At 33.6% G+C, this 14,994-nt stretch carries 12 protein-coding genes and 1 riboswitch; of the genes, 9 read left to right on the plus strand and 3 right to left on the minus strand.

Annotated features, from left to right (window positions below; all coding sequences use genetic code 11):
- Positions 1-108: 108 nt before the first annotated feature.
- The 3 genes from KPL75_RS23265 (at position 109) to KPL75_RS23275 (ending at position 2,807) form a co-directional block, all read left to right on the plus strand.
- Complete coding sequence (locus KPL75_RS23265; RefSeq protein ID WP_219917953.1) at positions 109-807, plus strand: response regulator transcription factor; 699 nt, start codon at positions 109-111, stop codon at positions 805-807.
- Positions 797-1,858, plus strand: a complete 1,062-nt coding sequence (locus tag KPL75_RS23270; RefSeq protein ID WP_219917954.1) for a sensor histidine kinase — start codon at positions 797-799, stop codon at positions 1,856-1,858. The genes KPL75_RS23265 and KPL75_RS23270 overlap by 11 nt, the downstream gene beginning before the upstream one ends.
- A gap of 88 nt (positions 1,859-1,946) precedes the next feature.
- Positions 1,947-2,807: a M23 family metallopeptidase gene (locus KPL75_RS23275; protein ID WP_219917955.1), complete on the plus strand. Its 861-nt coding sequence runs from the start codon at positions 1,947-1,949 to the stop codon at positions 2,805-2,807.
- 59 nt (positions 2,808-2,866) lie between these two features.
- Here the strand turns inward: KPL75_RS23275 and KPL75_RS23280 are convergent, their stop codons facing one another.
- Entirely contained in the window at positions 2,867-4,162 is a 1,296-nt protein-coding gene (locus tag KPL75_RS23280) for an Nramp family divalent metal transporter (protein WP_219917956.1), read from the minus strand.
- Between the two features lie 495 nt (positions 4,163-4,657).
- Here KPL75_RS23280 and KPL75_RS23285 point away from each other — a divergent pair, with 495 nt between their 5' ends.
- Positions 4,658-5,617 (plus strand): oxygen-dependent tRNA uridine(34) hydroxylase TrhO, encoded by a 960-nt coding sequence (locus tag KPL75_RS23285; RefSeq protein WP_219917957.1) that lies wholly within the window; start codon positions 4,658-4,660, stop codon positions 5,615-5,617.
- Between the two features lie 48 nt (positions 5,618-5,665).
- On the opposite strand, the gene KPL75_RS23290 is transcribed toward KPL75_RS23285, so the two are convergent.
- Positions 5,666-7,141: a hypothetical protein gene (locus KPL75_RS23290; protein WP_219917958.1), complete on the minus strand. Its 1,476-nt coding sequence runs from the start codon at positions 7,139-7,141 to the stop codon at positions 5,666-5,668.
- Positions 7,142-7,316: 175 nt separating this feature from the next.
- Between KPL75_RS23290 and panE the strand changes: the two genes are divergently transcribed.
- The gene (gene panE / locus KPL75_RS23295; RefSeq protein WP_219917959.1) at positions 7,317-8,261 is read left to right on the plus strand and encodes a 2-dehydropantoate 2-reductase; all 945 of its coding nucleotides are present in this window, start codon (positions 7,317-7,319) and stop codon (positions 8,259-8,261) included.
- A 62-nt stretch (positions 8,262-8,323) separates the two neighbouring features.
- Here panE and KPL75_RS27530 read toward each other — a convergent pair whose 3' ends face one another.
- Entirely contained in the window at positions 8,324-8,452 is a 129-nt protein-coding gene (locus KPL75_RS27530) for a hypothetical protein (RefSeq protein WP_258236985.1), read from the minus strand.
- A 140-nt stretch (positions 8,453-8,592) separates the two neighbouring features.
- Positions 8,593-8,738, plus strand: a riboswitch (cyclic di-AMP (ydaO/yuaA leader).
- Positions 8,739-8,882: 144 nt separating this feature from the next.
- Here KPL75_RS27530 and KPL75_RS23300 point away from each other — a divergent pair.
- From KPL75_RS23300 to nheC, 4 genes are all read left to right on the plus strand, one after another.
- On the plus strand, positions 8,883-10,709 hold the full coding sequence (locus KPL75_RS23300) for an APC family permease (protein ID WP_219917960.1): 1,827 nt from the start codon (positions 8,883-8,885) through the stop codon (positions 10,707-10,709).
- 604 nt (positions 10,710-11,313) lie between these two features.
- Positions 11,314-12,474, plus strand: coding sequence for a non-hemolytic enterotoxin NHE subunit A (gene nheA / locus KPL75_RS23305; RefSeq protein WP_219917961.1), 1,161 nt, complete (start codon positions 11,314-11,316; stop codon positions 12,472-12,474).
- 43 nt (positions 12,475-12,517) lie between these two features.
- Positions 12,518-13,726, plus strand: a complete 1,209-nt coding sequence (gene nheB / locus KPL75_RS23310; RefSeq protein WP_002148834.1) for a non-hemolytic enterotoxin NHE subunit B — start codon at positions 12,518-12,520, stop codon at positions 13,724-13,726.
- Between the two features lie 134 nt (positions 13,727-13,860).
- Positions 13,861-14,940 carry a non-hemolytic enterotoxin NHE subunit C gene (gene nheC / locus KPL75_RS23315; RefSeq protein ID WP_219917962.1) on the plus strand — a complete coding sequence of 360 codons (1,080 nt, stop codon included), beginning with the start codon at positions 13,861-13,863 and terminating at the stop codon, positions 14,938-14,940.
- Positions 14,941-14,994: the final 54 nt, after the last annotated feature.

Consider the following 14,994-nt stretch of genomic DNA (forward strand, 5'->3'; position numbering starts at 1 on the left):
TGTTATTATATACTTTAAACTGAAAATAAAGATTATTCAAGATAAGAGGGTAGGTTTGATTTATGTTAAAATTGGATGTGGAATATATTTCAAAAAAGAGGTTTGGAAATGGAGAAAAACTCGATATTAATTGTAGATGATGATTTAGATATTGTTCAATTTATTAATGTGAATTTAACGCAAGAAGGTTTTACTGTTTTTAGTGCTCATAACGGAGAAGAGGCATTAGAGATAATAAATAATAACAGCATTCAACTTGCTATTCTTGATATTATGATGCCTCAAATGGATGGTATAGAACTGTGTAGAAGGATTAGAGAGAAACATAGTTTACCAATTATGTTTTTAAGTGCAAAATCATCGGATGTAGATAAAGTAATTGGATTAAGCACAGGAGCAGATGATTATATTGTGAAGCCATTTAGTACAATTGAATTTGTAGCCAGGGTTAAAGCTCAATTAAGAAGGTATACATATTTTAATCAAAATACTGTTCAAGTAATTGGAAAGGAAATAAGCATTAGAGGTTTAGAAATAGATGAAGTGTCGAGAACAGTGATGCTATATGGAGAAACAATTAATCTTACAAAAACTGAATATGATATTTTGCATTTAATGGCAACTACAAAGAACCGTGTGTTCACTATTGAAGAAATATATGAAAGTGTTTGGAATGAAAGGGCTTATGAAAGTAATAATACGGTAATGGTTCATATTGCTAGGTTAAGAAATAAAATTGAGGAAAATCCAAAAGAGCCGAAGTTTATACAAAATGTTTGGGGAGTCGGATATAAAATTGGAGATTAAATCATTACAAGGAATTAGAGCTAAATTCTTTTTCGCATTTATATTTAGTATTTTGTTAGCTACGGTAAGTATCATATTAGTTCAACTTTTATTTGGAAGTATATATAGTGATGTTGTCGAGCTAGAGGAAAGGCATTCATTTTTTTATTTTATGTTTTTTCTTCTGTTAACCACTATATATTTTGCATTACTGACAAAGACAACTATAAAAAGATTGAATGAGATTAATAAGAACGTGAAGGAAATAAGCAATGGTAATTTAGAAATACATATACCTATTTCGAAAAACGATGAGATTGGTGAGTTAGCGACGAATGTTAATAGAATGGCCAAAAGTTTAAAAGAGTCTATCGAGAATGAAAAAAAATCACAGAAAATGAAAAATGAAATGATTAGTAATATTTCTCATGACTTACGAACACCTGTAACATCTCTAATCGGTTATGTTGACCTACTAGAAAATAAGCTTCATTCAAATGTAGTAGAATGCGAACAATATGTAAGTGTATTAAAGCGGAAAAGCTATGAATTAAAAAATCAAGTTGATGATTTATTAGAATACTGTCAAATAAACTATAGAGAGATTGAATTACATAAAAATGTAGTTAATATGAAAGCATTAATTGAACAGATCATGATTGATTTTGTACCACAACTAGATAATGCCAATATGAAATTTTATATTAAAAGTGATGAGGAGCTACATGTAAAAGTTGATGCAGCACTTATAGTGAGACTATTTGAAAATGTAATTAGTAATAGCATTATGTACGGGAAAGATGGAAAAGAAATTTCAATTCGAATTTCCAAAAGAGAAAGGAATGTTGAAGTAGAAATTAAAAATTTTGGACAATGCATTCCGAAAGAGAACCTTCCTTACGTTTTTGAGAAGTTTTATCGTATTGAAAAATCACGCAGCTCTCATACGGGTGGAAAAGGGATGGGACTTGCAATTGCGAGAAGTATAGCAAAGCTCCATAAAGGAGATATAACTGTACGTAGTAACAATAAAGAAACGGTTTTTACTGTGATTTTACCGCAGTATACATAAATGTAAGAAAGTTGTAAGTATTTCTTTCATATGTCGTAATTTTTACTTCGTATCATTGAGAACAAAGGTATGAAAGTAGGGATACAGCATGTGGAAGAAAAGTTTGTTAGCAATTATAGTTTCTTTTTTAATTATAAGTTGGAGTGTAGTTTATTTGGCTAATGGTACTATATCAGTCGTTGTTTGGTGGAGTATACAAGCATTTAGCATAGTTTCGATTTTTGTTTTGATAGGCTCAGCAGTAATGTTTGTTTGGAAAGGCATTTTTAGAAAGCAGATAGATGGAACGCTACTCTTAATAGTTCTGTTTTCTACCATTGGAGCGTGGCCCGTAGGATGGTTCGCTAACGTGGGTGGGCTTGCGTACCCAGCAGATATACAGTCTATGAGTCCTAAAATAGTCGTTCGTTTTCCTTTGAATGAACGAGCGCTAGTTGGTTGGGGTGGCGATCGATTAGAAACGAATTATCACGTTATAAAACCAAATGAAAGATGGGCGTATGATATTCTTATTCCACCCGCTGAAGTGAAAAGCAGTAAGTTAGAGGATTATGGAATATATGGAGCGAAAGTACTGGCACCAGCTTCCGGAACAGTTGTATCAATTAATAATGATGAAAAAGATTTAGTTGCGGGATCGGATGATTTTCAGTCAATGGCGGGGAATCATATTTATTTACGCTTAGATGAAACAGGGACATTTTTAGTTCTTGCCCACTTAAAGAAAGGGTCAATTAAAGTTAAAGAAGGACAACACGTAAATGAAGGAGACGTTCTTGCTCAAGTCGGTAACTCAGGAAGTTCCAGTGAACCACATTTACACATCCATCATCAGAGACAGGATCCATCCAATGCGAGTATGTTTCTTACGGAAGGATTGCCACTTTACTTTCGAACGGAAGAAGATGTGATGATGCCGGAAAGAGGTACATACATAAGTGGTAATTAGAAGAAATTTATTTCGCTGAAAAAAGGTATTCCAAATTAAAATTGGAATACCCTTTTTCATTAACCAACAAATGTTTGATACAGTAAGAAAATGTTTAAAACAATAATGAGTGCAGCGATTAACCACGCGATAAATGTTGTAATGCGATGGTTGACGAGTGCCCCCATAATCTTTTTATTACTTGTGAACATGATAAGGGGTACTAATGCAAAAGCAATACCGAATGATAATACAACTTGACTCATTACGAGAGCGTAAGTTGGATTTACACCTAAAGCAATTATAACTAGAGGTGGAATCATCGTTATAAATCGGCGTAAATATAACGGAATATGCATTCGAATGAATCCTTGCATAATAATATCACCGGACATTGTACCGACAGATGAGCTAGATAATCCGGCTGATAAGAGTCCAATTCCAAATAAAGCAGCGGATACAGGACCGACTAAATTACTAAATTGATTGAAAGCAACATCAAGATCTTCAACATGTAGACCATTTTTAAAGAATAGTGCAGCAGCAACAATTAGCATACTTGCGTTAATAGCTCCTGCGATAACCATCGCAATAATAATGTCAATGAATTCGAAGCGGAAAATCTTTCTCTTTTGTTCATCATTTGTTCCGACTACGCGGCGCTGCGTTAAGGCTGAATGTAAATAAATTGCGTGCGGCATTACTGTCGCGCCTAAAATTCCAGCTGCTAAAAGAATGCTATCCACACCTTGGAATTTTGGAGTAAATAGTCCTGAAAGAAGAGGGCTTAATTCCGGTTTTGCGTAAAAGACTTGGATACCAAAAGCGATAACAACGATAAAAATCATCCCTGTAATAATAGCTTCTAATGGACGAAAGCCTCTGCGTTGAAATTCAAGAATAATAAATGATCCAACCGCTGTAATTAAAGCAGCTGGTAACATCGGAATTCCAAATAGTAAGTATAAGCCGAGTGCTGCCCCGATAAATTCAGCTAAATCTGTAGCCATAATAACGAGTTCCCCTTGTATCCATAAACCGATGGAAACTGGTTTGGGGAAGTTTTCGCGAGCTACTTCAGGAAGGTTTCTTCCAGTAGCGATTCCTAATTTAGCTGATAAAGTTTGGATTAATACAGCCATTAAATTAGAAGCGAGTATTACCCAAAGTAATAAATACCCATATTGGGATCCAGCAGCAATATTCGTTGCGAAATTCCCAGGATCAATATAAGCAACTGACGCGATAAAAGCAGGTCCTAAGAATGGTAATAGTCTCTTTAAGCCTTTCGTTTGTCCGCTTAATGCTAAATGTGCGGATTGAACAGTTGTACTTTGAGAACGGGCTTGTTCATCTTTTGATATATCTTTATTCATAGTAGTGTTCCCCTTTGAAATGTTAACTTGATGAAATTATTGTATTTGCTCTTATTCATTATTTCAATACATTTAAATATATTATGTGGCAATTTCATTTGAACACAAAAGTTTCCTTAATGCAAATTATATGACTTCGTGCAAAGAATGGTGTGACGATGTGAAAAATATTTTGGGAGTTTATGGCTGCTGAATAAGGGGGAAGATAATAAATTATAGGGTTGTTTTTGAAATTTATGTGAACATAGAGCCTATATTACAGCATATTAATTGATGGAAATGAAATTGTATGATATATAATATATTGGGATTACAACCTAACCATAGTGTTTTGTTCTGTAATCTTGTTTTTATTTCTGTTAACTTATAGAAAAAATTGTAAATAGAAGAAAATAGGTTAAGTACAATTTAGTATGTATTTTCTTATTATATATGTTTTGATATGAACGTTAACTTATACATGATTTTAAAATTTAGATAGGTGGTAGAAATACATTGGCAACTACAAAACCATATAGAGTATTACTGTATTACATGTACACAACAATTGAAAATCCAGAAGAATTTGCTGCAGAGCATTTAGAATTTTGTAATTCACTTGAGTTAAAAGGAAGAATTCTTGTAGCAACAGAAGGAATTAACGGAACTTGTTCTGGAACTGTTGAGCAAACAGAGAAATACATGGAAGTAATGAACAATGATCCACGTTTTGCTGGAATCGTTTTTAAAATTGATGAGGCAGATGAGCATGCATTTAAGAAAATGCACGTACGTCCTCGCCCAGAGTTAGTTACACTTCGCTTGGAAGACGACATTAACCCAAAAGAAATGACTGGGAAATATTTAGAACCAACAGAATTCTATGAGGCAATGAAACAAGAAAATACAGTTATCATTGATGCACGAAATGATTATGAGTTTGATTTAGGACACTTTAAAGGTGCGATCAAACCAGATATTGAATCATTCCGTGAATTACCAGATTGGATTAGAGAAAACAAAGAAACACTTGAAGGTAAAAAGATTTTAACGTACTGTACAGGTGGAATTCGCTGTGAGAAATTCTCTGGTTGGTTAGTTCGAGAAGGCCATGAAGATGTAAGTCAGCTTCACGGCGGAATTGTAACGTACGGAAAAGACCCAGAGGTACAGGGTGAACTTTGGGATGGTCAATGTTACGTATTTGATGAGCGTATCGCTGTACCAGTAAACCAAAAAGAACATGTTATCGTTGGTAAAGATCATTTTACAGGCGAACCTTGTGAGCGCTATGTAAACTGTGCAAATCCAGAATGTAACAAGAAAATTTTATGTTCTGAAGAAAGTGAAGCAAAACATTTACGTGCATGTTCTCATGAATGTCGTGTACACCCACGTAATCGTTATATAGTGCAACACGAATTAACAGAAGAGCAAGTAGCTGCTGCATTAGAAAAAATCGAAGCAGGAAAGTAAGCATAATAGAAAACAGATGGTAGCTTCGTGCTGCCATCTGTTTTTTATTTACTTTGTACCATCCTTCTCTTTCACAGCAGACAAAACAGTTTGTTTTACCCATGCTTTTCGATTTTTATGTTGTATAGCCCATTGGTATAAACCTTGCACACCTAAAATAAGTGAAATGACTATGCCACTAACTGCAATTAAAAGAGCAAAATATTCAAGGGGTGAAGATATATGAGTGGCATCGGTATTTCTTAAAAGGTCAATCATAGTAAACCCTAACATTTGGCCCATTACAGAGTAGAGCGTTAAAATTAATAATAAAAGGCTATCTTTTTTAGAAGCAACATTTTCTTGATATTTAAACAAACTATCAAGATTTTGCTTGGCATTCGTATATAGTATTTCAATGTTAAAAAGTTTTCTTAAGCGGAAGAAAATATCTTCACTTTGTGATTGAGATACTAATTCTAAAGAAAAATAATTAGCTGTAAACGAATTGATAGAGTAAATTAACTTCTCTATCTCATTTGTATCTTGTTCAATATTTAGTTCAGCATAAGCGTTTGCCATTTTTAATAAAACAATTTTATGAAATAGGTTTAATAATAAAGCGTAATAAAACTCCCCATACATTTGACTAGCAAGTTTAGCTATTTTACTCTCATCTTCGTTTGTTACACATGTAAAAATATGTTCTTCCATTATGAAATAACGATTAGGAGCCCACCTTTGATAAGAATGTTTTGTTAAATAATCGTGAATATAAGGAACATTATTTGCGCTAATATACGGCTTACCATCGTCTGTTAATCCGGAAAGACTGGAAGCTCGATATACATCAACTACATGAAGGTCTGACTCTTTGCTTATGGATAATAAAGTTTGTACATACATTCGTTGATCTTCAAAGAATGGAAATGTTTGAAAGTAAGAACTCCGCAATCTCTTTTTCTCAAAGAAGTCTGTTAAGCCATGAAATAAATCGCCGAATATAAGTTTTTCTACTTGTGAATATTTTTTTCCATCACATTCAATACAAATAGTCTCAGTTGTATCATTTCTAGTTTCAAGTACACGGAATCGAGAAGCGAATTCGATTGCTTCTGATAATGTCATGTTTGGAGCGGTTTTGACTTCTGTTCGAATTGTTAAGAAGCCAAGCTCAAAAGGACAAAGTGTTACATCAATAGAATGTATCTTAAATGGAACGGAAATAAGATTTGTTGTTAAATGTCCATTTAAATTAAGGTCTTTAGAATAGCGCTGTAATCCTTTTTGATGTTCTGAATGAGGAAAGAGAATTTTATTTGTAAATGAAAGATAATATGCTTCCATATTTCGATGTGAAACTTGAAACTTCCCGTAATATGTATTTTCATCTGCAAGATGATCGAGCCGGAAAGGATGAAAATCATTTTTTTGTAAGAAAGGGAACATATTTTGTTCATATCCAGTTTTAAACGAAAACGGGAATATAAATTGAAATATAGCTGTTGTTACATCTTTTTCTTCGATTGTTTGTATTGCCTCCATTTACATTGTTTCCTTTCCATATAAGCTATAGAAACAACATGCCCAATTTACCTTGAAAATAACCTCTCGTTTTCACTAGATTAAGAATGAAAATTCAGCTTATTTAATAGGAGACATGTATAATATTATGTATACTAAAACTAGTGTGATTGTTTTATGAAAAGGGGGATGTTGTATGCGCATTTTAGTATTAGGAGCTGGTGGCGTCGGTGGATTTTTTGGTGGCCGATTAGTAGAAAAGGGAGAAGATGTTACATTTCTCGTTCGCAGCAAAAGAAAACAGCAATTAGAGGAAAAAGGACTTGTTATTCGTAGTGTTAATGGAGATTTTTCATTTCAACCGAAATTGATAACGAAAGAAGATAGAACTTCTCCATTTGATGTGATTTTATTTTCAACAAAGGCGTATCATTTAAATGAGGCAATCATAGATTTGAAGCCTTTCGTAGGAGAAAATACTGTAATAATCCCGCTGTTAAATGGTATCGCTCATTTATCACTATTACAAAAGGAATTCGGCGGGGAAAAAGTAATGGGCGGTTTATGCTTTATTGAGACGACGTTAAACGATCAAGGAGAAATTGTACAAACTAGTGCTGCAAACAGACTTGTATTTGGAGAAATTAAGCTTCAAGATTCAGAGAGAATAAAACGTATTTCTAAAGCATTTGCAGATACGAAAGCTAGTTTTGTTTTCAGTGAAAATATTACGCAAGATATGTGGCATAAATATTTATTTATTACTGTCATGTCAGGCGTTACAACATTAATGCGTGCACCAATAGGACCAATTCGTGAAAGTGAAGGTGGACGTGAATTTACCCGAAATTTATTTGAGGAATCTGTGCAAATTATGAGGGCATTAGGAGCTCCAGTTAAAGATAATATTGTTGAGGAACATATGAAAACAATTGATAAAATTTCTTATGATATGAAGTCCTCGATGCAGCGTGATATGGAAAAAGGTTCGTTTATTGAAGGGAAGCATTTGCAAGGATACTTACTGGATTTAGCAGAGCAAATTTCTTTAGAAGTACCATTACTAGGAGCGGTATATCAAAATCTGAAGGTGTATGAAGAAATGACATTTAACAAATCCGTAATGGAATTAGATGTATGAAATAATAAAAAAGATAGCAATATATAAGTGTATTGCTATCTTTTTTATTTGAGTATGACAAATTATTTGTTTCTTTTAATTCTTTTTGTCAAATTTACTTCCTGTTCACGTTTACCATATAACTGATTAATTTCATTTGCTACTGCATCTAAATATGAGTCAGAAAAAAGCGGTTTCTTCTTTTTAGACATACGGGTCTCCTTTAAGGTTTTTTTAGTATTCATTATGTATATTTATCGGCGGATTATGCGCAATCATTTTAAATTTTTTATTTTTAAAAATTTTTGTTTACATTTTGAAAATAAAGGAGTATTATAATCCACAGTTTCAATTTTCTAAATCGCTTAAACCGCATGGTGCGGGGGACCCGTTTAATGAATTAGTGCATAATTCAATGGGGTGAATCCTTGAAAAAGGTAGGGCTACTCAAAGGCCCGAATCCGACAGCTAACCTCGTAAGCGTTATATTGAGAAGGAAGGTGGAGCTTGTGCGACAAAAAAAATAATGTCTACAAGTCTATTTCGTTATGGCTTGTAGACATTTTTTGTTTTCTGAAGAAATAGTTTATCCGCTGTAATTAGCAGAAAAATTCGTGCAAAATTATTGGAGAGTGGACAGCGTTGGTTTCATCTATCAAAAGGTTTTTAATTGGAAGGCCGTTAAAATCAACTGAGTTAGGAGAGCAAAAGCTTAATAAAACGAAGGCGCTAGCAATTTTATCTTCTGACGCATTGTCATCGGTTGCATACGGACCAGAGCAAATTTTAATTGCACTAGCAGGCCTTGGAGCGGTAGCTTATTGGTATTCTATTCCGATCGCTGTTGGGGTATTAGTATTATTGACAGCTCTTATTTTATCTTATCGACAAATTATTTTTGCTTATCCGCATGGCGGGGGTGCATACGTAGTATCAAAAGAAAATTTAGGGATGAATCCGGGATTAATAGCTGGAGGATCTTTATTAGTCGATTATATTTTAACGGTTGCAGTAAGTGTATCTGCAGGTACAGATGCGCTCACATCAGCTTTCCCTAGCTTACATGCACATAATGTAATCATTGCGATTATATTTGTCATATTGATTACCATCTTAAATTTAAGAGGCGTAACGGAATCAGCTTCCGTTTTAGCATATCCGGTTTATTTATTCGTTGTAGCATTATTTATATTAATTGGTGTAGGAATATATAATATTTTGACTGGTCACGTTTCACCCACGCTACATTCGCCAATTGGAACACCAGTTGCGGGAATTAGTTTATTTCTACTGTTAAGAGCGTTTGCATCAGGTAGCTCTGCATTAACGGGTGTTGAGGCGATATCTAACGCAATTCCAAACTTTAAAGATCCTGCACCTAATAATGCAGCAAAAACATTGCTTGCAATGGGTGCACTACTTGCGGTTTTATTTTCAGGAATTGTTTTTTTAGCTTATTATTACGGAATTACTCCAAGTAAAGAAGTAACAGTTGTTTCACAAATTGCTGAACAAACATTTGGACGTAATTTCATGTACTATTTCATACAAGGTACAACAGCTTTAATATTAATTCTTGCTGCTAACACTGGTTATTCTGCATTTCCGCTATTAGCAGTTAACCTTGCAAAAGATAAGTTTATACCGAGAATGTTTACGATTAGAGGAGACCGCCTAGGTTATTCAAACGGTATTATTATACTTGGGATTTCTTCGATTATTTTAATTGTAGCTTTTCAGGGAAAAACAGAACACTTGATTCCGCTATATGCGGTAGGGGTATTTATTCCGTTTACACTTTCTCAAACTGGAATGGTATTAAAATGGCTTCGTGAAAAACCTGAAGGATGGGCTTTGAGATTAACGGTTAATTTAATTGGTGCAGTCATTAGTTTTATCGTAATGAGCATGTTCTTTTTAACTAAATTTGCACAAGTTTGGTCGATCCTTATTTTCTTACCTGCTATTATCTTCTTGTTCCATCGAATTAAGAAACATTATGATGCAGTGGGCGATCAATTAAGTTTAAAAACTTGTGAACGGATTGTTCCGATAGAGGGGAATGTAATTGTCGTTCCTGTAGCTGGTATGACTCATGTAGTAGAAAATTCATTGAACTATGCTAAAGCTCTTTCAGCAGATCAAGTTATCGCTGTATATGTTGCTTTTGACAGAGAAGAGGAAAAGAAATTTGAAGAGAAATGGGAGAAGTGGCAACCTGAAGTAAGGCTTGTTACATTACATTCTCATTATAGAAGTATTATTCAGCCGCTAACAAAGTTTATTGATACAGTGCAATATAAAGCGAGTGAATCAAATTACCGAGTTACGGTCGTTATACCACAGTTTATTCCGAAAAAAGGCTGGCATAACATTCTTCATAATCAGTCTAGTTTACTCATTCGTGCGTATTTACTCTATAAAAGAAATGTTGTTATTACGACAGTACCGTATCATTTGAAAAAGTAAGGAAATTTTTTAAGGATAACTTCACGAAAGTGAAGTTATCCTTTTTGTGTATATGCTATGCATAATTGCATATGGATCTAAAAAGTATATTGGTATAATTTTAATGATTATGAATATGTAGTGTTTTCTGTTGTGGTATATAGATAGTTTAATCGAGAAAGTGAATTGAATTTTATTTTGGGATAAGGACATGAGAGCTTGAAAATAAAGGGAATTAAAATACTTCTTTACGTTATATAAATAGCTGTGTTTAAATGACCTTACAGTACAAAACTTACATGAAAACAAAACGAAATTTCATACTTTCATACGTTAATTAGTTTAAAATGAATAATATTTTCATGTAATATATTCACTGTGTGAATGTGGAACTCGCAATAAAACAGAAAATTTATACAGTTTTATTCATACTAAGCACATATGAAAAGTTATGAATTGTTTTATAACAATAAGTAAGTACTGTAGAAATAAAGTTTGAGAGAGGTGGTTCGTACATGACTCACGGTGAGAACGTTCTCTATTTTTAACCATCTCAAATCAATTGCAAGAAAATAGAATAATAAAATGCGATAGTAATAGTTGCTAATACATAGGAGGAGTTAAAGTGAAAAAGACTTTAATTACAGGGTTATTGGTTACAGCAGTATCTACGAGTTGCTTCATTCCTGTAAGCGCTTACGCGAAAGAGGGGCAATCAGAAGTGAAAGTATTAAACGTGCAAAATGTAATTGCTCCAAATACATTATCAAATTCAATTAGAATGTTAGGGTCACAGTCACCACTTATACAAGCATACGGATTAGTTATTTTGCAACAACCAGACATTAAGGTAAACGCTATGAGTAGTTTGACGAATCATCAAAAGTTTGCAAAGGCGAATGTACGAGAGTGGATTGATGAATATAACCCGAAGTTAATTGACCTAAATCAAGAGATGATGAGATATAGCACTAGATTTAATAGCTATTATAGTAAGCTATATGAACTAGCAGGAAAAGTAAATGAAGATGAACAAGCAAAAGCAGATTTCACAAGCGCATATGGAAAATTGCAAGTGCAAGTACAAGGCATCCAAGAGAGTATGGAGCAAGATTTGTTAGAACTAAATCGATTTAAAACGGTATTAGATAAAGATAGTAACAATTTATCTATTAAAGCTGATGAAGCAATTAAAACATTGCAAGGATCAAGTGGAGATATTGTGAAATTAAGAGAAGATATAAAAAGAATTCAAGGGGAAATTCAAGCTGAACTAACTAATATTTTGAATAGACCACAAGAAATTATTAAAGGTTCTATTAATATCGGTAAACAAGTATTTACAATCACAAATCAAACTGCACAAACGAAAACAATTGACTTTGTTTCTATCGGTACTTTAAGCAATGAAATTGTAAATGCTGCAGATAGTCAAACGAGGGAAGCAGCCCTTCGTATTCAGCAAAAGCAAAAAGAGCTACTACCACTTATTCAAAAGTTATCACAAACTGAATCAGAGGCGACTCAAATTACATTCGTTGAAGATCAAGTAAGTAGTTTTACAGAACTAATTGACCGCCAAATTACAACTTTAGAAACGTTATTAACGGATTGGAAAGTTTTTAATAATAATATGATCCAAATTCAAACAAATATTGAATCTGGTACGTATACAGACAGTAGTTTACTTCAAAAACATTTCAATCAGCTCAAAAAAATAAGTGATGAAATGAATAAGCAAACGAATCAATTTGAAGATTACGTTACAAACGTTGAAGTACATTAAAAAGAAAATCATTAATAACTCATGATATAGGGAGAGAAGAAAAATGACAAAAAAACCTTATAAAGTAATGGCTCTATCAGCACTTATGGCAGTATTTGCAGCAGGGAATATTATGCCGGCCCATACTTATGCAGCTGAAAGTACAGTGAAACAAGCGCCAGTTCATGCTGTAGCAAAAGCTTATAATGACTATGAAGAATACTCATTAGGACCAGAAGGCCTGAAAGATGCAATGGAAAGAACAGGTTCAAACGCTTTAGTAATGGATCTGTACGCTTTAACAATTATTAAACAAGGTAATGTTAACTTTGGTAATGTATCGTCAGTTGATGCAGCTTTAAAAGGAAAAGTGATTCAGCATCAAGATACAGCTAGAGGAAATGCGAAACAATGGTTAGATGTAATGAAGCCACAGCTTATTTCAACGAATCAAAATATCATTAACTACAATACGAAGTTCCAAAACTATTATGATACTTTAGTTGCTGCGGTAGATACAAAGGATAAAGAAACTCTTACGAAAGGTCTAACTAGATTATCAAGTAGTATTAATGAAAATAAAGCGCAAGTAGATAAGTTAGTAGAAGACTTGAAGAAATTCCGAAATAAAATGACTACAGATACTCAAAATTTCAAGGGAGATGCAAATCAAATTACATCTATCTTAGCTAGTCAAGATGCTGGAATTCCGCTTCTGCAAAATCAAATTACAACGTATAATGAAGCAATTAGTAAATATAATGCAATTATTATCGGCTCATCTGTTGCGACAGCTTTAGGACCAATTGCAATTATAGGTGGTGCAGTTGTTATTGCTACGGGAGCAGGAACGCCGCTAGGAATCGCACTAATTGCAGGTGGTACAGCAGCTGTAGGTGGTGGAACAGCTGGAATCGTATTAGCGAAGAAAGAGCTTGATAATGCACAAGCTGAAATTCAAAAAATAACTGGACAAGTTACAACTGCCCAATTAGAAGTGGCGGGACTAACGAACATTAAAACGCAAACTGAGTATTTAACAAATACAATTGACACTGCAATTACAGCGTTGCAAAACATTTCAAATCAATGGTATACAATGGGATCGAAATACAATTCTTTACTTCAAAATGTAGATTCAATTAGTCCAAACGACCTTGTTTTCATTAAAGAAGATTTAAACATTGCGAAAGATAGCTGGAAAAACATTAAAGACTATGCAGAAAAAATTTATGCTGAAGATATTAAAGTAGTAGATACGAAAAAAGCATAATAGTAACTAAACTGTTACAGCATTACGTTTAGATTGATGATTTTTATAAAATAGTGAGCTCCTGTTCAGTAGTGAGCAGGAGCTTTTTTTACCTCTAACGTTTCATATCCTCATAAAAAGAATAGGTGATAAGTATGCGTAATAATTTCTATAAAAAATGTCTTTTAACGATAATGATTGCTGGAGTCGCAACGAGTAATGCGTTTCCTTTACATCCTCTTGCAGCAGAACAAAACATAAAGATACTACAAGAAAATGCGAAAAATTATTCTCTCGGTCCAGCAGGCTTCCAAGATGTAATGGCGCAAACGACATCAAGTATATTCGCAATGGATTCATATGCAAAATTAATTCAAAATCAACAAGAAACTGATTTGAGTAAAATAAGTTCAATTAATAGTGAGTTTAAAGGGAATATGATTCAGCATCAAAGAGATGCGAAAATTAACGCGGCATATTGGCTAAATAATATGAAGCCTCAAATTATGAAAACGGATCAAAATATTATTGATTACAACAATACTTTTCAAGCGTACTATAGTGACATGCTATTAGCGATTGATCAAAAAGATAGCGTAAAGTTAAAAGCGGATTTAGAAAAGTTGTATGCGGACATTTTAAAGAATCAAAATGAGGTAGATGTATTATTAGGGAATTTAAAAGCATTTCGCGATAGAATGGCGAAAGACACAAATAGTTTTAAAGAGGATACAAATCAATTAACAGCGATTTTGGCAAGTACGAATGCGGGTATTCCAGCTCTAGAGCAACAAATAAATACATATAACGATTCGATTAAAAAGAGTAATGATATGGTTATCGCTGGTGGTGTACTTTGCGTAGCATTAATAACATGTCTTGCTGGCGGACCGATGATTGCGATTGCGAAAAAAGATATCGCAAATGCAGAAAGAGAAATAGCCAATTTAAAAGATAGAATTTCTGGAGCGCAAGCGGAAGTCGCAATTTTGACAGATGTCAAAAATAAAACAACAAATATGACAGAAACAATTGATGCAGCAATTACAGCACTGCAAAATATATCAAATCAATGGTATACAGTAGGTGCGAAATATAATAACTTACTACAAAACGTAAAAGGAATGAGTCCAGAAGAATTTACGTTTATAAAAGAAGATTTAAATACAGCAAAAGATAGCTGGAAAGATGTAAAAGATTATACAGAAAAATTACATGAAGGCGTGGCGAAATAAACAGTGGACTAGTTCTACTGTTTATTTTTTTATCCTGGTTTTTGTGAGAACCGG

Source organism: Bacillus sp. NP247, assembly GCF_018966865.1.
In the GTDB taxonomy this organism is placed as follows: domain Bacteria; phylum Bacillota; class Bacilli; order Bacillales; family Bacillaceae_G; genus Bacillus_A.